The organism is Geomicrobium sp. JCM 19055 (genome assembly GCF_000698185.1).
GTDB lineage: Bacteria > Bacillota > Bacilli > Bacillales > Marinococcaceae > Geomicrobium_A > Geomicrobium_A sediminis.
On sequence record NZ_BAXL01000010.1, the window covers coordinates 14,678 to 34,826 of the forward strand.

14 protein-coding genes, 7 pseudogenes and 1 other annotated feature (1 of these 22 only partly in view) are annotated in these 20,149 nt (G+C 42.7%); of the genes and pseudogenes, 3 read left to right on the top strand and 18 right to left on the bottom strand.

Annotation, left to right across the window (positions count from 1 at the left end):
• Positions 1-2 precede the first annotated feature (2 nt).
• The 14 genes and pseudogenes from JCM19055_RS09900 to JCM19055_RS09960 all read right to left on the bottom strand — a co-directional run bounded on the left by JCM19055_RS09900 (position 3) and on the right by JCM19055_RS09960 (position 15,273).
• Positions 3-776, bottom strand: a complete 774-nt coding sequence (locus tag JCM19055_RS09900; protein WP_042359628.1) for an electron transfer flavoprotein subunit beta/FixA family protein — start codon at positions 774-776, stop codon at positions 3-5.
• A gap of 21 nt (positions 777-797) precedes the next feature.
• Positions 798-1,560: pseudogene (locus JCM19055_RS09905) on the bottom strand (enoyl-CoA hydratase).
• Between the two features lie 23 nt (positions 1,561-1,583).
• Positions 1,584-2,180 carry a TetR/AcrR family transcriptional regulator gene (locus JCM19055_RS09910; RefSeq protein WP_042359629.1) on the bottom strand — a complete coding sequence of 199 codons (597 nt, stop codon included), beginning with the start codon at positions 2,178-2,180 and terminating at the stop codon, positions 1,584-1,586.
• Positions 2,181-2,314: 134 nt separating this feature from the next.
• A pseudogene (locus JCM19055_RS09915) lies at positions 2,315-4,035 on the bottom strand (long-chain-fatty-acid--CoA ligase).
• Between the two features lie 335 nt (positions 4,036-4,370).
• A complete protein-coding gene (locus tag JCM19055_RS09920; RefSeq protein WP_042359630.1) occupies positions 4,371-4,784 on the bottom strand; it encodes a DUF350 domain-containing protein in 414 nt (137 codons plus the stop codon).
• Positions 4,785-4,799: 15 nt separating this feature from the next.
• Positions 4,800-7,164 (bottom strand): annotated as a pseudogene (locus tag JCM19055_RS09925) (endonuclease MutS2).
• A 15-nt stretch (positions 7,165-7,179) separates the two neighbouring features.
• A pseudogene (gene polX, locus JCM19055_RS09930) lies at positions 7,180-8,907 on the bottom strand (DNA polymerase/3'-5' exonuclease PolX).
• An 11-nt stretch (positions 8,908-8,918) separates the two neighbouring features.
• Positions 8,919-9,461: a CvpA family protein gene (locus JCM19055_RS09935; RefSeq protein WP_042359631.1), complete on the bottom strand. Its 543-nt coding sequence runs from the start codon at positions 9,459-9,461 to the stop codon at positions 8,919-8,921.
• Positions 9,455-9,709, bottom strand: coding sequence for a cell division protein ZapA (zapA, locus tag JCM19055_RS09940; protein WP_042359632.1), 255 nt, complete (start codon positions 9,707-9,709; stop codon positions 9,455-9,457). Before zapA ends, JCM19055_RS09935 begins: the two co-directional genes overlap by 7 nt.
• A gap of 199 nt (positions 9,710-9,908) precedes the next feature.
• The gene (gene pheT / locus JCM19055_RS09945) at positions 9,909-12,323 is read right to left on the bottom strand and encodes a phenylalanine--tRNA ligase subunit beta (RefSeq protein ID WP_042359633.1); all 2,415 of its coding nucleotides are present in this window, start codon (positions 12,321-12,323) and stop codon (positions 9,909-9,911) included.
• A 27-nt stretch (positions 12,324-12,350) separates the two neighbouring features.
• Positions 12,351-13,384 (bottom strand): annotated as a pseudogene (gene pheS, locus JCM19055_RS09950) (phenylalanine--tRNA ligase subunit alpha).
• Between the two features lie 373 nt (positions 13,385-13,757).
• Positions 13,758-14,332 (bottom strand): annotated as a pseudogene (locus tag JCM19055_RS29240) (SDR family NAD(P)-dependent oxidoreductase); the annotation flags it as partial.
• Between the two features lie 63 nt (positions 14,333-14,395).
• Entirely contained in the window at positions 14,396-14,527 is a 132-nt protein-coding gene (locus tag JCM19055_RS29250; protein ID WP_265182007.1) for an SDR family NAD(P)-dependent oxidoreductase, read from the bottom strand.
• A 14-nt stretch (positions 14,528-14,541) separates the two neighbouring features.
• Positions 14,542-15,273 (bottom strand): RNA methyltransferase, encoded by a 732-nt coding sequence (locus JCM19055_RS09960; protein WP_042359634.1) that lies wholly within the window; start codon positions 15,271-15,273, stop codon positions 14,542-14,544.
• Between the two features lie 93 nt (positions 15,274-15,366).
• Here JCM19055_RS09960 and sspI point away from each other — a divergent pair, with 93 nt between their 5' ends.
• The gene (sspI, locus tag JCM19055_RS09965) at positions 15,367-15,573 is read left to right on the top strand and encodes a small acid-soluble spore protein SspI (RefSeq protein WP_042359635.1); all 207 of its coding nucleotides are present in this window, start codon (positions 15,367-15,369) and stop codon (positions 15,571-15,573) included.
• Positions 15,574-15,606: 33 nt separating this feature from the next.
• Here the strand turns inward: sspI and JCM19055_RS09970 are convergent.
• Positions 15,607-16,693 (bottom strand): annotated as a pseudogene (locus JCM19055_RS09970) (M42 family metallopeptidase).
• Between the two features lie 197 nt (positions 16,694-16,890).
• On the opposite strand from JCM19055_RS09970, the gene JCM19055_RS09975 reads away from it, so the two are divergent.
• Together JCM19055_RS09975 and brnQ are read left to right on the top strand one after the other, a co-directional pair.
• A complete protein-coding gene (locus JCM19055_RS09975; RefSeq protein ID WP_042359636.1) occupies positions 16,891-17,301 on the top strand; it encodes a hypothetical protein in 411 nt (136 codons plus the stop codon).
• Between the two features lie 135 nt (positions 17,302-17,436).
• Entirely contained in the window at positions 17,437-18,741 is a 1,305-nt protein-coding gene (gene brnQ, locus JCM19055_RS09980; protein WP_042359637.1) for a branched-chain amino acid transport system II carrier protein, read from the top strand.
• Positions 18,742-18,842: 101 nt separating this feature from the next.
• Here brnQ and rplT read toward each other — a convergent pair whose 3' ends face one another.
• Genes rplT through infC form a run of 3 tightly spaced genes read right to left on the bottom strand, consistent with a single transcriptional unit; the run spans position 18,843 to position 19,968 of the window.
• A complete protein-coding gene (gene rplT / locus JCM19055_RS09985) occupies positions 18,843-19,205 on the bottom strand; it encodes a 50S ribosomal protein L20 (RefSeq protein WP_042359638.1) in 363 nt (120 codons plus the stop codon).
• 24 nt (positions 19,206-19,229) lie between these two features.
• Complete coding sequence (rpmI, locus tag JCM19055_RS09990; protein WP_042359639.1) at positions 19,230-19,430, bottom strand: 50S ribosomal protein L35; 201 nt, start codon at positions 19,428-19,430, stop codon at positions 19,230-19,232.
• A gap of 28 nt (positions 19,431-19,458) precedes the next feature.
• Positions 19,459-19,968, bottom strand: a complete 510-nt coding sequence (infC, locus tag JCM19055_RS09995; RefSeq protein ID WP_042359640.1) for a translation initiation factor IF-3 — start codon at positions 19,966-19,968, stop codon at positions 19,459-19,461.
• A gap of 82 nt (positions 19,969-20,050) precedes the next feature.
• Positions 20,051-20,149 (bottom strand) — a sequence feature (ribosomal protein L20 leader region); it runs 25 nt beyond the window's last position.

Here is a 20,149-nt window from a genome sequence, read left to right on the forward strand (position 1 = left end):
CCTTATATGACCTTTGCTTCGGTTCTGAGCAATTTGATGAGTTCTTCCACTTGTTCTGCTGGTTCACCGTCAAGCTTCTTACCTGCTTGCTTTTCTGGTGGCAAAAAGCGGTCGACCGTTTTTGTTTTCGCTTCTAGCTCATCTTCATCTAAATCAAGATCATCAAGGTCAAGCGTCTCAAGCGGTTTCTTCTTTGCTTTCATAATGCCTGGTAATGAAGGATAACGTGGCTCATTTAAGCCTTGTTGACACGTTACAAGAAGTGGAAGTTCTGTTTCGACAACTTCAACATCCCCTTCAACGTCACGCTCAACCGTTGCTTTTGTTCCATCAATATCAAGTTTTGTAATCGTTGTTAGTTGGTTGATATCAAGAAGCTCTGCAAGTCGCGGGGCAACTTGTCCAGCACCATCATCAACAGCGACATTTCCACCTAGAATAATATCAAATTCTTGGTTTTTGAAGTAAGCCGCTAACATTTCAGAAATCGTATAATGATCAACTTCATCATCAAGGTCTTCTGTATCAAGAAGTACAGCTTTATCTGCACCCATTGCTAATGCTGTGCGAAGCTCTTTCTCTGCCTCTTCGTCTCCGACAGTGACAACTGTAACTTCACCGTCGTTTGCTTCCTTAAGGACAATAGCTTCTTCAATTGCATATTCGTCATAAGGGTTAATGACAAATTCTGCGCCTTCCTCATCGACACGACCGTCTTTAATCTCTACCTTTTCTTCCGTATCGAATGTACGTTTCATAACCACAAAAATGTTCATCTGGTTTCCTCCTCCTTAGAATTAACGATTAGAAAATACTGGCTTTCTCTTCTCTAGAAATGCTGTAATGCCTTCTTTAGAATCTTCGCTATCGAAACATTCATCAAAATATTTCGCTTCTTTCTTTAAGCCTTCTTCTAAAGATTGACCACTCGCAGCATGCTGAATGAGATCGAGAATGCGTGAAGTTGTTACTGTGCTCTTGCTGGCAATCGTATCGGCAAGAATGCCGGCTTTCTCTAGGAGCTCAGATTCATCTTTCGCAACATCGTTTACTAGGCCCCACTGATGTGCTTGTACACCAGTAATCGGAATGCCAGTAAGCATCATTTCAGTTGCCTTATGCGGTCCTACAAGCTTCGGTAGCCGTTGTGTACCTCCATATGCAGGGAGCAAACCGAGGTTCGTCTCTGGTAAGCCTAATTTGCAATCTTCTGTAGCGATTCTTATCGTACAGACCATCGCTAATTCTAGACCGCCACCAAGAGCGGCACCGTGGATCGCAGCGATGACTGGCTTTTTTTAATTGTTCAATCTTATTAAACAATAATTGACCATTTTCTGCAAGTGCTTGACCTGAGCTCCCTTGGAACTCTTTAATGTCAGCTCCTGCAACAAAAAAGCGTCCTTCACCGTGCAAAACGATGGCTCGTACGCTTTCATCGTTTTCAGCTTCCGTAATCGCTTCGTCTAAAGATTTCAATACTTTCGTCGACAAAGCATTTGCAGGAGGGTGCTTAATGGTTAACCATAAGACCGCTCCTTGTTTGTTCTTTTCAATCATAATTTAAAAGGCCCCTCTCTCGATCATGATGACTTCTGAAAGCCTGTTAAGAGCATGTGATACGTTTCTTGTGAAAGTGACTCTAAGTCAAACTTTCCTTCTTTCATGACCCAGTTTGTCACAATTTCATCAAGCGTACCAAATAACATCTGACGAGCTAGCTTCGTATCAAGTTGCTCTTGAAAGATTCCTTCGGCTTTCCCTTCATCTATAACATTCTCCATAACTTGCACATACCCTTTCAGAACATCGTTAATTTTTAGACGAAGTTCGCGGGCAGATTGCCTGAGTTCTAGCTGTGTTACGACAGCAAGGTCCGGTTGTTCTGCAAGTTGCGACAAATGCATTTCGACAAGGAATCGCAGCTTTTCTTTTGCATCAAAACACGTTTCAAGACGTTTTTCGATCGTTGTTATAAACGTTCCCATCTTCAAGCGAAACAACGAAATGAGAATGTCTTCTTTGTTTTTGAAATAAAGATAAATCGTTCCGTCTGCAACGCCCGCCTCTTTTGCAATTTTGGAGACTTGCGCATGATGGTAGCCGTGTTTTGCAATGACTGTCACTGCTGCATCAATAATCAGGTGGTACTTCTCAGAATTTCTTTTATCTACTGCCATATGGCTACTCCCTTATGTCCAACAATTATGAATGATTACTCATTCATAAATTTTACTGAATGTGCGATTGCTTGTCAATCTTATAAATAAAGATCACAGTCCGGGCGAAGCTTACCGGACTGCTGCCACTAGTTTTAGTTTTCTTTTTGAGACAATAAAGCTTCTTCTGCTTTTTTCTGCTCTTCTTCAACTAACACACGTCTTAACACTTTTCCAACCAGTGTTTTTGGTAGTTCGTTACGGAACTCATAAATACGTGGGATTTTATAGGCAGCAAGTCTTTCTCGACAAAATGACTCTAACGCTTCTTCAGTTACTTCTTTTCCAGTTTTTGTGACAACAAACGCTTTAACTGTTTCACCTCGGTATTCATCTGGAACACCAACAACAGCACATTCTAAGATCGCGTCGTGCTCATACAACACTTCTTCTACTTCACGAGGTAGATGTTAAATCCACCTGCAATAATCATATCTTTCTTACGGTCAACGATGTAAAAATAGCCATCTTTATCTTGGTATCCCATATCACCGCTTTTAAACCAATCTTCATGGAAAACGGCTTTTGTCGCTTCTTCACGCTTCCAATACCCTTGCATAACTTGTGGACCTCGGATGATGATTTCCCCGACTTGGTCTGTTTCTAGAAATTCACCGGTCTCACTATCTAAGATTGCAAGTTCAGTATCTGGCCAAGGTAAACCGATGCTTCCATTTCTGCGATTTTCCCAAATTGGATTTGAGGCTGCAACTGGAGCCGTCTCCGTTAGACCGTATCCTTCGATTAAGCGTCCTTTTGTTTTCTCTTCGAATTTCTTTTGAATTTCTTTAGGTAAAGGTGCTGCACCACTTAGACAGACTTTGATCGATGAAAGATCATGCTTGTCGATATCAGGGTGGTTAACGAGCGCTGTGTACATCGTTGGTGCCCCTGGGAAAAGCGTCACTTTATGCTTTTCAATCGTTTGTAATACTTGTTTCGGATCGAATTTTGGCAAAATAACGAGCGTATAGCCATTCATTACAGCAAGGTTCAATGCGACTGTCATTCCATACACGTGGAAAAAGGGTAGCACGGCTAACACTTTCTCATGTGGGTTAGGATCATCAGAACGATACGTCCATTTCGTACATTGCTCGGTATTCACGACAAGATTGTAATGGGTTAACATAACGCCTTTCGGTGTGCCTGTTGTTCCACCCGTGTATTGAATTAACGCCAAATCTTCTCGTGGTGAGATGTCGACTTTCTTGTACTTATTCGTTGTTGCTTCAAGCGCTTGTTTCAAGTTATGTGTTTGTTCGTCATAGTCAACTTCAATCTTCATCCCGAGATTTTTCTTTTGAATAAATGGATAAATTAGATTCTTTGGAAACGGCAGATAATCTTTGATGAATGCGACAAACACATGCTCAAGCTGCGTGTTGTTTCTTACTTTTTGAACACGAGGAAATACCATGTCTAAGCAAACAAGTACTTTCGCACCAGAGTCAACCATCTGATGTTCAATTTCTCGCTCAACATACAGTGGATTTGTTTGAACAACAACAGCGCCCGCAAGCATCGCGCCATAATAACAAATCACCGATTGTGGTGTGTTCGCGAGCATGATCGCCACTCGGTCGCCTTTTACAACTCCTTTGGATTGCAGAGCGTTTGCAAACCGTCTTGCCTGATCATAAACCTCTTTATAGGTAACATTCGTCCCCATAAATTGAACGGCCTTTTCATCTGGATTCCTCTCTGCTACTTCACCTAAATAATCGGATAAAGCCTTCTCAGAATAGCGATAACTTTGTGCAACATCCTTTGGATAATACTGAAACCAGTTGTGCGCAGTTTGTTCTTGTGTCATCGTTGGCCTCCTTGAAATAGTCATACATATAGTCTACATTCTTTCATCTGAAAACGCTATCATTATTAAGTGTATTATGAATATTTCATGTATAGCATGTCCTATTCCTAACTGATTTTTTTACGCATAGATCATGCCTTTTTTATGGATTATCCATGACAAATGACATCAATCAAAAGGCTCGATTCCCGCTATAAAAAACCCACTCGAACGTCACCATTCGAGTGGGTAAAAACATCTTTATTACGTCGCTACAAATAAATATATAAACCCTGCCAACATAAAGCCGACACAGCAAACAACGAGGATCTTCCAAAGTTTCTCCATACTTCCCCCTATGAGTTCGTAATTCCTGCACCGATTACATAGGACAACCCGAATGAAAGAATCAACGATAATAAACCTACAGCGCGATTGTCTGAAGCGATCTGTTCATCGACTTTTAGAAACGGCGTTAAAAATTCAAAGATTAAATAGCCAGCAACGAGTAAAACAAATCCAAAGCTTCCCCACATGAGCATTTGCAAGAGTGTATCGTTATTTTCGATTGAAAACCGAAAAATATTCGTGACACCTAGAATTTTCCCACCTGTTGCCATCGCAACAGCTAAGTTCCCTGAACGAATCGATTCCCAATTTTTATATGGGGTAACCCATTCGAAAACGACCATAAATACAATCAATGCAAGTATCGTGACGCTGTATTGAGCAATAATCATTACCCACGTCATTTCCATCCATGCTGCCATGAACATGACCCTTTCTTACTTTAGATCTGCAACGGTATTGCCGATTCCACCTTCATTCATGCCTCCGTCACGTGTTGACTTAACACTTGGGTGTTTTGCAAGGTATTGCTTAACCCCTTTGCGAAGTGCTCCTGTCCCTTTTCCATGAATAATATGGACAGTTGGATAACCTGCAAGCACCGCTTCATCCAAATACTTCTCTAAGCGAGACAAGGCGTTCTCATACCGCTCTCCTCGAAGATCGAGCTCCGGCTTCACGGTACTGCCACTCGTCTGAACGCGCGTGACTGGTCGCAATTCTTTTTGTTTCGGTTGTTCGGTTTTTTGGAGGTCATCGACCGTTACAGTCATTTTCATAATGCCGATTTGTACGAGGTACTCTTTGTCAGAGACCTTTTCAAGTATTTGTCCTTTCTGATTAAAGCGTTGAACAAACACTTCTTCACCATCGATAAATGATGCCGCCTTTTGTGCTTTGCGTTTCACTTGCTTTTGTTTCTTCGTAAGCTTGGGAGCTGCATCTTCTAGACCTTTCTTCGCATCAATCAGTTCATGCTCTTTAATCGAAGAGCCTTGCTTTTGAAGTTCGCGTAGATGGCCAATAATCTCCTCTGCTTGCAGTTTAGCAAGTTCAACTTCTTCCGCTGCTTTTTCTTCCGCTTCTTTTAAGATACGTTCTTTTTTTGCGTTCAAGGTCGTTGAATGCTTCTTCAAGCTCTTCATGAAGTTTCTCAGCAGATTGTCTTAATTCGTCAGCTTCTTCTTTCGCGACTTGAGCGACTTGTTGCTGGTCTTCAAGTGACGTAATCATCTGCTCAGCTTGCTTCGTATCCGCAGTTAGTTCCTTTTCTGCTGCCTCAATTAAGAAATCATCTAGACCTAATCGACGGGAAATGGCAAAGGCGTTACTTCGACCAGGAATCCCAATCAACAAACGGTACGTCGGGCTAAGTGATGCCACGTCGAACTCCACGCTTGCATTCATAACTCCTGTACGGTTATACGCATAACCTTTAAGCTCTGTATAGTGGGTTGTCGCCACAGTACGCGCCCCTCTTGCATGCACTTCATCTAAAATCGAAACTGCAAGCGCTGCACCTTCTTGTGGGTCCGTACCGGCACCGAGCTCATCAAAGAGAACGAGACTACGATGGTCAACACTCTTTAATATGGACACGATATTCGTCATATGCGACGAAAACGTACTTAAGCTTTGTTCAATCGACTGTTCATCACCGATATCTGCATGAATCGAATCAAAGACGGTCGCCTCCGCACCTTCATCCGTTGGTAGAAACAACCCTGATTGTGCCATTAATGTGAGTAAGCCCGTCGTCTTTAATGCAACCGTCTTTCCACCTGTATTCGGTCCAGTAATGACGAGTGACGTGTACTCTCGACCGAGCGTTAAATCAGTTGGAACGACCGTTTCTTGATCGAGTAATGGGTGTCTTGCTTTTGGATAGTGCAAGTAATACTCTTCATTAATCTTCGGTTTAATCGCCACAATGCTTTTGGCGTACTTAGCTTTCGCGAATGTGAAATCAATCGTCGCTAACTGCTCAACGTTAATGAGTAAAACAGCTGACTCTGCGCCGACTTCAAGTGACAGTTCACGCAAAATCTTCTCAATCTCATTACGTTCTTTTAAGCGTGCTTCACGAAGCTGATTGTTCGCGTTTACGACCGATTGAGGCTCTACAAAAACGGTTTGTCCAGATGCAGATTGATCGTGCACGATCCCGCCGTAACTATGGCGATACGCAGCTTTAACCGGTATCACGTAACGATCATTCCTTACCGTTACGACTCGATCAGAAAGCTTCGTGTCTGCGTCACTAGAACGGATAATTTGTTCCAGTCTAGAACGTACAGTTGATTCAAAGGTACGAATTTGCTGTCTTGCTGCACGTAGTTCAGCGCTAGCACTATCTAATACGTATCCTTCTTCACTGATCGCTTTTCTGATCGTATTGTACAACTCTTTTAATGGCAGAATCTGCTCAATCATCCCATTCAAGTTCGGTAATCGAATGTCTTCTTCATCTTCAAACAATCGTTCCATGAACAGGGTTAATTGATTGCCTACACGAATTGTATCTGCCGTTTCATTAATCGCTTTTGCATCGAGCACACTTCCGAGTGATGCTCGTTTTACTTCAAAGCGAATGTCATGCAGTCCACCGAGTGGCACATGACCGCGAAGGCGCAACACTTCTGTCGCTTCATACGTTTCATCGAGAAGTCGTTTTACTTCGTTTGCGTCTTTCTCTGGTGTTAATTGCTCAACTCGTTCTCGCCCGAGTGCTGAACTTACGTGCGTGAGGAGCTGTTCTTTCATTTTCTTATATTCTAATGTGTGTAACATCGTCTTTTGAATGACCGTTCACCTCATCTATTGAAAGCGTCGCCGCTTTTCTCCGATGTATTGTTTAAATTGTTCAAGTGAATACGTGTTAATCACATCTTCTCGTGTGAGAAATGCTTTTTTTACACGTTGAAACACCAACGCTCATATGGTTGAGCATTTCTTTTCGGTGCGCGTCCGTATTGACCGCAACCCGCACCCCTTTGTCACGTGCTTTTCGTAAAGAATCCGCGGTTAAATCCAACCGATTAGGGTTCGCATTTAGCTCAAGCGCCGTGTTTGTTTCGCTCGCACGTTCAATAAGCCAATCGACATCGACATCATACCCTGGACGTTGACCGATAATTCGTCCCGTTGGATGAGCAATTAAATGGACATACGGATTGTTCAATGCGCTGTCTAATCGCTCATGTAACGTTTCTTGGGATTGCTGGAACGATGAATGGATACTCGCAATGACGAAATCGAGTTGAGACAAGATCTCGTCATCGAAATCGAGCGTTCCATCTGGTTTAATATCCATTTCTGTACCTGCGAAAATGTGAATGCCCTCTACTTCTTCATTGACCGCTTTTATTTCTTCGATTTGTCGTAGTAGACGTTCCTCTGTTAAGCCGTTCGCAACTTGTAAATACTTCGAGTGATCGGTAATAACAATGTAGCTATACCCTTGATCTCGAGCTGCTAAAGCCATCTCTTTAATTGAATTTGCACCGTCGCTCCAGACCGTATGCATGTGAAGGTCACTTACAATATCACGTTCTTCAATGAGCGGGCGATCTTCCTTAAACCAATCTAATTCAATCGTTCCTTCTCGAGCTTCTGGAGGAATGTAATGAAGATCAAAGTGGTGAAAAAAATTGTTCTTCTGTCTCGAATTGATGCAGCTTTTCTTCATTTAGGTCTTCTACACCGTACTCGTTGATCTTTTGCCCTAGATCTTTCGCACGTTTTCGCATGAGTAAGTGGTGATCTTTAGAACCTGTAAAATGGTGTAGCGCTGTTGCGAACTCTTCATCATTAACGAGTCTAAAATCAACATTTACACGATACTCTTTTTCGAGCGTTAACGATACTTTCGTATCCCCATCTGCAATGACTTCAAACGTGTCACGAAGTGACTTTAACTGCTCACGTACATCATCCGGTTGAGTTGTGCTAATTACATAATCAGCATCACGAATCGTTTCTTTTACTCTTCGTAAACTCCCTGCTCTTTCAAAGCGTGTAATGCCTGTAAACGAACGAAGCTCTTCTTCCACCTGCTCCGCAACGTCTAGCATAAACGCGACTGGCAATCGGTCTGGCCGCTTTCCTACCTCTTCAAGTGCTGCTAGAATCTTCTCTTCGCTTTTCTTACCAAAGCCCGCTAACGCTTGGACTTGTCCTTGCTCACAAGCTTGTTTAAGTGTATCTACATCGGTAATACCGAGTTCTTTATAAAGCTTATTAATTTTTTTTACCGCCAAGGCTAGGCAATTGCAAAAGTGAGGGGAGACCTGCTGGAACTCGCTCTTTTAAGTCATTTAAAACAGCAGTTTCACCGGTTTCTTTCAGCTCAGTAATGACACCCGCTGTTCCTTTGCCGATCCCCGTCAAATCCTCTGGCTTTTCAATTTCTTCTAGTGTGCGCTCTTCACGCTCTAACGCTTGGGCAGCTTTTCGATATGCAGATGTTTTAAATGGATTCTCACCTGCGATTTCCATATAAACGGCAATCGTCTCTAATGTCTTAATGACCGCTTTCTTGTCCATCTTGTCACTCCTTAACTCTGTTCAATCGGGGATATCCACAACGTCTTTAACCAATCAGATAAAAACGGAGTTTGTTCAATCATTAATCTAGCAATCGATGAATTAGCGATTGCTTCTTGAATAACGTCAACTGGGAGTAACGCAGCGACAATTAACAAAACAAATATTAATAGGTACGCTTCAATAAACCCGAGAACGGCACCGAGCAAACGATTAATGGAACGAAGGATTGGCAAATGGCTCACGAAATCTAGCATGGATGCAAGAATATGGAGTAGAATTCTTGTCGCAAAAAACAAGAGCGCAAACGAGATGCCATTATAATAGACCGCTTCAAAATTAAATGCTGAGATCAACATATTATCAGGGTTGTCTAGAAATTGCGGATAAGGCAACCAAAGTCGTAAGTATTCAGCAATATCTTGGTAAAACAAGTACGCAACGATGAGTGATCCGAAGAAACTTACGAGATGAAACAATTGTAAGATGAACCCTCGGCGTAACCCAATGAAGAAGTTCGTAATGAGTAGTAGTAATAATAGTAAACTTAACATCGATTAATCCTCTTTTTTTTGTTTGTAATTCCAGTTCTTTTTTTTAGCTTCAAATAATCATCGGCGATGTTCACTGCCGCTAACACTGCAAGTCTTGACGTATCTATAAAAGGGTTGACCTTTTTCATTTCTTTCATCTTTTGATGTACGTGCTGTGAAACCTCTTGGACGTGCGTCTCTGACTCGTCACTAACAATCGTATACTGATGTCCATAAATCGTAACCGTTGTTCTTTTTTTCCCCGTCACTTTTTACGCCTCCTCCAAACACCACACCGTGATGTCTTGTGAATCCGAAACTTGTCAGTCCTATGCTTCATCATACCAAAATCAGACAGAGAAGAAAATGTCATCTCCTTAATGTTTACGATGTTCGAGTCCTTTCGGTTACACATAACAAAAAGCAATCGCCACCGTTCGACGGCAACGATTGCTCCCTTACTTATGATTATCCTCGTAGACTTGCACCGAGCTTCGATTGCAGGCGTTCAACGATCGTCTCATGAACTTTTGCAATCTCTTCATCCACTAACGTTCGTTCTTTATTTAAGAACGTCACTGAATATGCAAGAGATTTCTTGCCAGGTTCTAGATGTTCACCTTCATAAACGTCAAAGAGAGTGACATCCTTTACCCACGTGCCCGCTGCTTCATAAATCACATGTTGTACTTCAGATGCTGCGATTTGCGCATCAACAACGACCGCGAAGTCGCGTTTGATTGCTGGGAAACGTGGAAGAGGATCGTAACGCATCGTTTTGTCTTGTTCCGTTAATAGCGCCTCACCACGAAGTTCAAACACATACGTCACAGGCAGTCCTTCACGCGTTGCAAATGTCGGATGAAGTTGACCGATAAAGCCAACAACCTGCCCATTCACAAGCACATCTGCACTTTGTCCTGGGTGAAGTTGTTCCCGCTTCGTAACTTGATACGTCACACCTTCAGTTAAACCTAGTTGTTCTAACAAGCCTTCCACAATGCCTTTCGCTGTATAAAAATCAACAGGTTCTGCCGTTTTGTTCCAAGCAGCGGCTGTCCAATTACCACTAAATGCTCCTGCGATATGCCAAAGTTCAGAAGGTAGCTTCTCTCCTGGGTTTGGTAAGAATACAGCTCCCATTTCAAACAACGCAAGGTCGTTGTTTTGACGGTTTTTGTTGTAGCTAATGCTATCAAGCAACTGTGGTAATAGACTTTGACGTAGAACTTTACGCTCTTCACTCATCGGCATTAAAACGCGTACATCATCGCTAAACTCATCAAGTCGGAAACGTTTCGATTTTTCTTCGCTCGTCAACGAATACGTAATTGCTTCTTCTAGTCCTGCTCCTTCAAGGAAGCGACGCGCTTTTCGTTTGAGCTTTTGTGTATTCGACAGACGACCCGCGCTTCGCTCACTAACTGGGTACGTCGTTGGAATCCGATCATAACCGTAAATTCTAGCGATCTCTTCAATCAAATCTTCTTGAATGTTAATGTCTAAACGTCTAGAAGGAATTGAAATTCTCCAACGATCCCCTAAATCTTCAACACCAAAACCGAGACGATACAGAATTTCTTCTGTTTCTTTTTGGTCAAGTTCTGTTCCAAGTCTCGTGTTGACAGCGCCTAAACTTAGCTCAACTTCTTGCTCGAAGACTGGCATTTCTCCAGACTCTACAATCCCGTTTAGAACAGAGCCACCCGCATACTTCTCTAATAAATAGGCCGCACGTTCAGCAGCTTGAACGGTCCCTTGTGCATCCAATCCTTTTTCAAAACGTGTACTCGACTCACTACGTAAGTTCGTACGTTTTGCTGTATTGCGAACACGAACCGGATCAAATTGGGCTGCTTCTAACAAGATATTCTCTGTCGTTTCAATGACTTCACAACTAGCTCCACCCATCACGCCTGCGAGCGCTGTAGGTGTATGACCGTTTGTAATTACAATGTCTTCCTCATTTAGTGTGCGTACTTGCTCATCCAACGTTGTCATCGTTTCGCCCGCATACGCTCTGCGTGTTACAATTTCTTTTGAGCCAAAACGGTCATAATCAAACGCATGAAGCGGTTGACCCGTTTCAAGCATTACATAGTTTGTAATATCAACGACGTTGTTTACAGGACGCATGCCTGCTGCAACGAGGCGCATTTGCATCCATAATGGTGACGGAGCAATCGTTACTTTATTAATAATCTTTGCTCCGTAATACGGAACATCTATTCCAGCTTCAACCGTCACACTCACTTGATCGATGGCATTTTTGCGTACGGCACCATGTTCGATTTCAGGCACTTTAATTGGACGATCTAGTAACGCTGAGATGTCATAAGCGACCCCTAGCATACTTAGTGCATCGGAACGATTCGGTGTTAAGTCAATCTCTAGAACAACATCGTTCAACCCAAGATATTCAAGGGCATCACTGCCAACTTCAGCATCGTCTGGAAGCTCAATAATTAAATCTTGTTGCTCTTTTGAAACAAGGTTTTCGCTTACCCCAAGCTCATCTAATGCACAAATCATGCCTTCAGATTTTTGACCACGAATTTCTGTTGCTTCAATAACACGATTACCTGGAAGAACCGTGCCTGGCTTCGCAACCACAACTTTGCTTGCTTTCGGGGCATTTGTCGCACCACAAATGATTTGTGATGATTGATCGCCTAGATCAACTTGGCAAATCGTTAATTTGTCTGCATCTGGGTGAGGTCCTGAGTCCGTAATTTTACCGACAACAACACCGTCCATGCCGTCATGATAACGATGAATATGATCCACTTCTAACCCGCCGCGAGTGAGAAGTTCCGCTACTTCTTCAGGAGATACTCCTGAAAGATCCACATAATCTTGCAACCATTGATAGGAAACGAGCATGTTCCCTTCACCTTCTTTCTTTATCGATTAAACGTGTTTGAATTGTGATAAAAATCTCGTATCGTTTGTGTAGAAATGACGAATATCATCAATGCCATACTTTAGCATTGCAAAACGTTCTACACCCATTCCAAATGCAAAGCCTGAATAGACGTTTGGATCAAATCCGTTCATCTCAAGCACTCGCGGGTGAACCATTCCGGAACCGAGTACTTCAATCCAACCGGACTGCTTACATACGCGGCAACCATCACCACCACATACGCCACAGTTCACGTCAATCTCAGCAGATGGCTCTGTAAACGGGAAGTAACTTGGACGTAAACGAATGGCACGATCACTACCGAAATATTCTTTAACAAACGTATCAAATACACCTTTTAAATCACTCATGCGCACGTGTTTGTCTACGTACAAACCTTCGATTTGCATAAACTGATGAGAGTGCGTCGCATCATCTTCATCACGACGATACACTTTACCTGGACAGATAATTCGAACCGGTCCTTCACCTTTGGCCGCTTGCAACGTTCTCGCTTGTACCGGAGACGTTTGTGTACGTAAAAGCGTATCTTCTGATACATAAAACGAATCTTGCATGTCGCGTGCAGGGTGGTCTGCAGGCAAGTTCATCATTTCGAAGTTATAGTAATCAAGCTCCACTTCAGGACCTTCTGTGACTTCAAACCCGAGTCCTACAAAAATGTCTTCAATTTGTTCAACGACTGCAGTTAGGGGATGTGGAGATCCAGCTTCGACTTTCTTGCCGGGTAACGTCACATCAATTTTTCTGCCGAAAGTTTCTCTTGTAGTTCTGCTTCTTCGAAAAATGCTTGTTTGCTGTCAATGGATGCTTGAATTGCTTCGCGCACTTCATTGGCTTTTTGACCAACGACCGGGCGTTCTTCTGCTGAAAGTTTCCCCATCCCTCTTAATACTTCTGTGATGGGTCCTTTTTTACCGAGATAATTAATGCGCACTTGTTCAAGTTCTTTCTTGTCTTGACTGCTTGTTACAGCGCTTTGAGCCTCAAGCTTTAACTCTTCTAATCGATCAATCATCGTGCTCCTCCTTTATTCCTTGCTTCAACATCGTAAATTGAACGCAAAAAAACCTTCGCCCAAAAAGGGACGAAGGTTTCGCGGTACCACCCTTGTTATCAGCTCTAACGAACGAACCAATCACTTGTGAACTCATAACGGTAGTCAACCGGGACACCTTGTGACCGGTGCCAACTCCAGAGCGAATTCAAGTGATCTTTAAAGAGAAAGACTTCCAATCGATGGTCTTTCCTTCCTGTCAGTCAGTGGTCACTTTACTACTCTCTATCAACGTGTTGAATCATGTTCAGTTGCAGTATAGTATAGAGGGTTTTTGCTGTACTTGCAAGAGGGATGGTTAACAAATCATGTTTACCTCATTAAACTTCCGCTACTAATCTTCACGGTTTCGCCGATGATGCTCTCTGTAGCATCTGTTAACAAGTAAACGATGGAGTGGGCGACTTCTTGGGGCGTAATTAACTTTTTTTGTCGGATAGTTATCTTCGGTACGTTGCTTTTGCTCTAAATACGTACGGTCCTGTTGTGCGGCTTTACGTTCAATAACCGCTCTGCCCATTTCTGTGTCCACAATCCCTGGCGCAACGGCATTCACACGAACTCCGTATTCAATGGCTTCTAATGCAAACGATTGCGTAAAACCAATCACCGCAAACTTACTTGCAGAATACGCTGTGTTAGCATACGTTCCTCGTAATCCAGAAAGCGAAGAGATGTTTACGATTGCACCTTTTTTGTTCGCTTTCATGGAACGGTACACGAGCTTACTTAACATGACTAGTGATACGTAATTCAATTCCATATAGTTACGCAATTGCTCTGCAGTACCTCTTCAACGGTATAATTGCCAGCAATCCCTGCAGCATTAACAAGCCCTGTGATCGGATCAAGCTTTTCTTCAGCAGTACGTACGAGGACTTGACGTTCTTCTTCAACCGTTATGTCTGTAGGTTTGACAAAATAGTTTTCCGTATGCTTTCGAAGTTCTTCACCGAGTAATTGTAGCTTTTCTTAATTGCGACCAGTAACGGTCACAGAAGCACCTAATTGAGCTACGAGTAAGGCGGTCTCGTAGCCGATTCCACCTGTCGCACCTGTAACAACGATATGCTCATTTTGAAGGGCATCATTTGAATAAACCATCGAGATTCCTCCTATTATAAGTTCGACCATTGATAAATAAGAATGGCTGTTGCAACCGCAACATTCAATGATTCTGACTGACCAACAATCGGGATCGTAACATTCTCATCAGTAAGAGCGAGTAATTCATTAGAAACTCCAGCTCCTTCATTACCAACTAGCAAACCGAAGTCACGACTCTCGAGGTCAATCTCCCGGTAATGATGACCTTTCATTGCTGTTCCGATGATCACTTTTCCAGCTTTTTGTTGTGCGATCATTTGTTCACGTAAATCGGCACGAACAATCGGAAGGTGAAAAATGGCACCTTGAGTCGAGCGAATGACTTTGTCGTTATACGGGTCGACCGTCTCTTCACTAATGATAATTCCAGCAATAGCAGCAGCCTCAGCTGTGCGAATGATCGTACCGAGATTCCCAGGATCTTGTACACCATCAATGAACAATAAGTTCCCCTCAGTTGGGATGCTTTCGTCTGGCAACTTGCAAACCGCCAGCCAGCCTTGTGATGTTTTTGTCGCACTGATTCCTTTCATCACTTCATCGCTCACAAGGAGTGACTCCACCGCTGTTTCTATTGCTAGTGGTTTTGCACTTTCACTTTGTAGCAATGATTCAGCGCGCCCTGCCTGAATTGCTTCTTCCACAAGGTGTGGTCCTTCAACGAGAAATCGTTGCTCTTTTTGGCGGTATTTTTTTTGCTGTAATTTCTTGATTTGCTTAATTTTAGGATTGCTCGCTGACATAATCAACGTACTCACCTCTTTCGATGATGTATAAGATTCCCTCGTTCACCTCATCCTATAATGAAACCTGCAATGACTGAAGGAGGATCTATAATGGGATTAAATTTACGACATGCAATTTTAGACAACGTTTCTGGAAGTGATGCAACACAAATTGAAGCAACCATTACCGATGCCATTTCTAGCGGCGAAGAGAAAATGCTTCCTGGGTTAGGCGTTTTATTTGAAGTCTATTGGAACGAAGTTGATGAATCAGCTAAGCAACAAATTGTTGAACAGATTTCAACAGGTGTGAAATAAAACGGGAAAACACCCCAAACTGGGGTGTTTTTTTTACTTGAATGTTAGCGTTTTAACGGTTTCAGCATCGAGCTTCTTAATGACAGCTACGATCAATTTCACTGCATTATCAAAGTCATCTTGATTTAAAATGCCTGCATGCGTATGAATGTAACGTGTCGGAATACAGATTGAAAGTGCGGGAACACCGTTAGCCGTTAGTTGAATTGCACCGCCGTCTGTTCCTCCTGCAGCCATCGCATCGTATTGATAAGGAATGTTCTCAGCATCAGCCGTATCAACGACAAGCTCACGAAGACCTTTATGAGAGATTAATGAAGCGTCATAAACGAGAATTTGTGGACCCTTCCCGATTTCTGCTTGTGCTTCTGCCTTAGATACTCCTGGTGTATCACCTGCAATGCCAACGTCTACACTAAACCCAATGTCTGGCTCAATCGCTTGTGATGACGTTTTTGCACCACGTAAACCAACTTCTTCTTGAACCGTTCCAACTCCGTACACTTCGTTTGGATGATCGCTATCTTTTAATTGCTTTAACACTTCAATGGCAATTGCACACCCTATGCGGTTGTCCCAAGCTTTAGCCATTAGAAGCTTCTCGTTGTTCATGACCGTAAAATCACAAACGGGTACGACAGAATCTCCTGGGCGCACACCAAATGACTCCGCTTCTTCGCGATTACTCGCACCAATATCAATGAACATGTCTTTTTTTTCTCGACCATTTTCTTGCGTTGGTCAGCAGGTAAAATGTGTGGAGGCTTAGAGCCAATTACCCCTGTGATGTTTCCTTTATTCGTCATGACCGTTACTCGTTGAGCGAGCATCACTTGCTCCCACCAACCGCCTAAAGGTTGAAATTTCAAAAACCCACGATCATCAATTTGTGTAATCATAAAGCCGATTTCATCAAGGTGACCCGCAACCATCACTTTCGGTCCCCCTGCTTTACCGACCTTCTTAGCAATTAAGCTACCTAAGTTGTCCGTCGTTACTTCATCGGCATAAGGCTTATGTATTGATTCATGATGTCACGTGCTTCTTGCTCGTTGCCTGGTACACCGTTTGCATCTGTTAAGTCTTTGAGCATTTGTTGCGTCTCTGTTAACTTGACCATTCCATATTCCTCCATTCTAGTACAATACATCTAGTATACCGACAATTGATGGTATACTCAATCCATCGTTTCTTACACTCGTTTTAAAATGTTTGATGTGCAACAAGTTGTGGAATATTAATTGTAACTTGTAATGAAACGTTTTCTTAAGGTTCAACGTATATATACGTAAACCTGTATCGATTGGAGGGCGCATCATGTCGTTACTACTCTACGCATTTTTAGCTGCGGCCTTATTTATTCTAGCCTACTCTGTTTACCGTTATGCTACGAATTCTACACGCAAGCTTGAAGTCGCCCATAAACGGCAAGAGTTTTATTTTTATGATGACCCTGACGACGTTCGAAAGAATTTCTTAATTACGTACCGAGGGGTTATGTTTGAAGGAGAGAAGTATGTAAGTGTAGCTGAATCTAGCTTCGAAGTCGTTCGAGTCGTTATGGATCCGAAACGAACAGAGAGAATTGAAGGGCTTGGATATGAAGACTTCTTATATCTTGAATCGGAAGTAAAGCAACGTTATTCCTATGCACAAGTGGAATGGCGTAGCCCTATTAAACAACTCATGCAACGCAAGAAAACTCGAGAAGCAAAGGGGTCTGTCTGACATCCTTTGCTTCTCCACATTTTCCCACAAAAAAAGAAAGCGCTTCACTTGTCTAAAAGTTTTGAAAGGGACATTTTGTATGATAGAATAGTTTCCATTAGACTTTATCACTGTAAAGAGGAGCATTACATACTTATGTCAGCATCACAATCATCAACAAAGCAAACGATCTTAATCGGGCTTATGTTGTTCTCTCTGTTCTTTGGGGCAGGGAACCTTATTTTTCCACCGTTACTTGGACAAGAAGCTGGTGATCAACTGTGGCCAGCAATTATCGGGTTTTTAATCTCTGGGGTTGGCTTGCCTATACTTGGAGTGATCGCCATCATCTATACAGGAAAAGACGATGCTGAAGCGATCAGTAAACGCGTACACCCTATTTTTGCAACAGCATTTACTGCTCTAACATTTTTGACAATTGGACCTTTATTTGCTGTTCCAAGAACAGCGACTGTTTCTTTTGAAGTCGGTTTAACGCCCTTTTTAGACAATGTTACAAGTCTTGCACTCGTTATTTTTACAATTGTCTATTTTGCGTTTGTCTATTGGCTTGCTGCTTCACCGGGCAAATTCATTGATCGGATCGGGAAGATCATTACCCCAATCTTATTGTTCGTATTAGCAGTAGTGTTAGCGCGAACGATCTTTGGACCACTCGGTACATTTTCAGCGCCATCTGAGGAATACAGTAGCTTAGCATTTTTCTCTGGGTTTACCGAAGGGTACTTAACGATGGACACGATTGCCGCATTCGTTTTTGGTATTCTCGTTTTACAAACGATTAAATCACAAGGAATTAGCGATCAAACGATCATTCGTTCTGTGACGGTGAAAGCAAGCTTAATTGCCGGTGGACTACTCGCAATTATCTACACTGGTCTTGGCTACCTAGGTGCTGTCAGCGAAACGGCCGTAGGCACACAAGAAAACGGTGGTCAGATATTGCAACTCACTGCTTTTGAGTATTTTGGAGTAAGCGGAAACGTCATTCTCGCCATTACGATAATCCTTGCTTGTGTCCCAACTGCTGTCGGTCTAATCTCATCGTGCTCAACGTACTTTAATGGTTGGTTCCCTCAAATTTCATATAAAGGTTTCGTTCTCATCTTCACGGTGTTCAGTGCGCTGATCGCGAACATGGGACTTAACCAACTCATTGCATTTTCACTACCTGTTCTCGTGTTTATCTACCCAATCATCATCGCACTGATCGCTTTAGCGTTCACAGATCGATTGTTCGGCGGACGTCAAAGCGTTTATAGAGGTGTAATCATTATGACTGCACTTATAAGTACAACAGATGGTTTGAAAGAGGCAGGGTTACTTCCAGAATCCATTGTATCGTTAACTTCTATGCTACCGTTAAGCGACCTCGGGTTTGGTTGGCTCGTTCCAGCAATTCTCGGTGGTATTGTAGGATTTTTCGTATCAAAGAAATAGTATGATAAACGCCCACACTTTAATGAGTGTGCGTTTTAGTATCACCGATGATCTCTATATAATAAAAAAACCCCCTGTGCATTGCACAAGGGGTTCATTCATTATGACAATTGAGCTTTTGCTTTGTCTGCAAGTGCAGTAAAAGCGTCTTTGTCGTTAACAGCAAGATCAGCAAGCATCTTACGGTTGATGTTGATTTCAGCAAGCTTAAGTCCGTGCATTAAACGGCTGTAAGAAAGACCGTTTAGACGTGCAGCGGCGTTAATACGAGCGATCCAAAGTTTACGGAACTCACGCTTACGATTACGACGGTCACGATAAGCGTATTGTCCTGATTTGATTACTTGTTGTTTCGCTGTGCGGAACAACGCATGTTTGGAACCGTAATAACCTTTAGCAAGCTTTAATATCTTTTTACGACGACGACGTGTGACTGTTCCACCTTTAACTCTAGCATCGTCAATCCCTCCTCAGTTTACGAAAATAACTTATTTTTTGTAAGGGAGCAACTGCTCAATACGAGACTGATCGCTCTTATCCATAACGGCTTGTTTGCTTAGATGACGCTTTTGCTTTTCAGACTTAGCAGCTGCAAGGTGACTTGTGTTAGCATGACCACGCTTGAGCTTCCCAGTTCCTGTACGCTTAAAGCGCTTTGCAGCACCGCGGTGAGTTTTCATTTTTGGCATGAGTACTTCCTCCTTTGCTGTTGTGCGACTACTTCTTGTCTTCAGCTTTTGGCGCAAGTATTAAGAACATACTGCGACCTTCCATTTTCGGGCGTGTCTCAATGCTTGCAACGTCCGTTAATTCTGTTGCAAGACGCTCGAGAACCTTACGTCCGATTTCAGAGTGGGTAATAGCGCGTCCACGGAAACGAATTGCCGCTTTCACTTTATCGCCCTTCTCTAAGAATTTACGTGCATTTCTAAGCTTCGTATTGAAGTCATGTTCCTCAATAGTTGGGCTAAGACGCACTTCTTTAACGTTAATGACTTTTTGCTTCTTACGAGCTTCTCGATCCTTCTTCTGTTGTTCGTAACGAAACTTTCCGTAGTCCATAATTCGACATACAGGCGGAGTTGCATTTGGAGCAACAAGGACAAGGTCTAATTCAGCTTTAGATGCTAACTCAAGCGCATCGCGCTTTGATTTCACACCAAGTTGTTCGCCATTAGCGTCGATGAGACGCACTTCACGTGCACGAATCCCATCGTTGAGCTTCATATCTTTACGAATAGTGAGCCACCTCCGACATTAGTAAGGAAACGATATGAATCTAAACATGCTCACAAAAACAGTTAGCTATGCATAAAAAAAAGTGAGAGTCGTATACATACGACGCCCACTTATAGCCATCACGTTCGATTGCTTACCTGGTAACGACCCTAAGGTGTTTTGCAGGTGA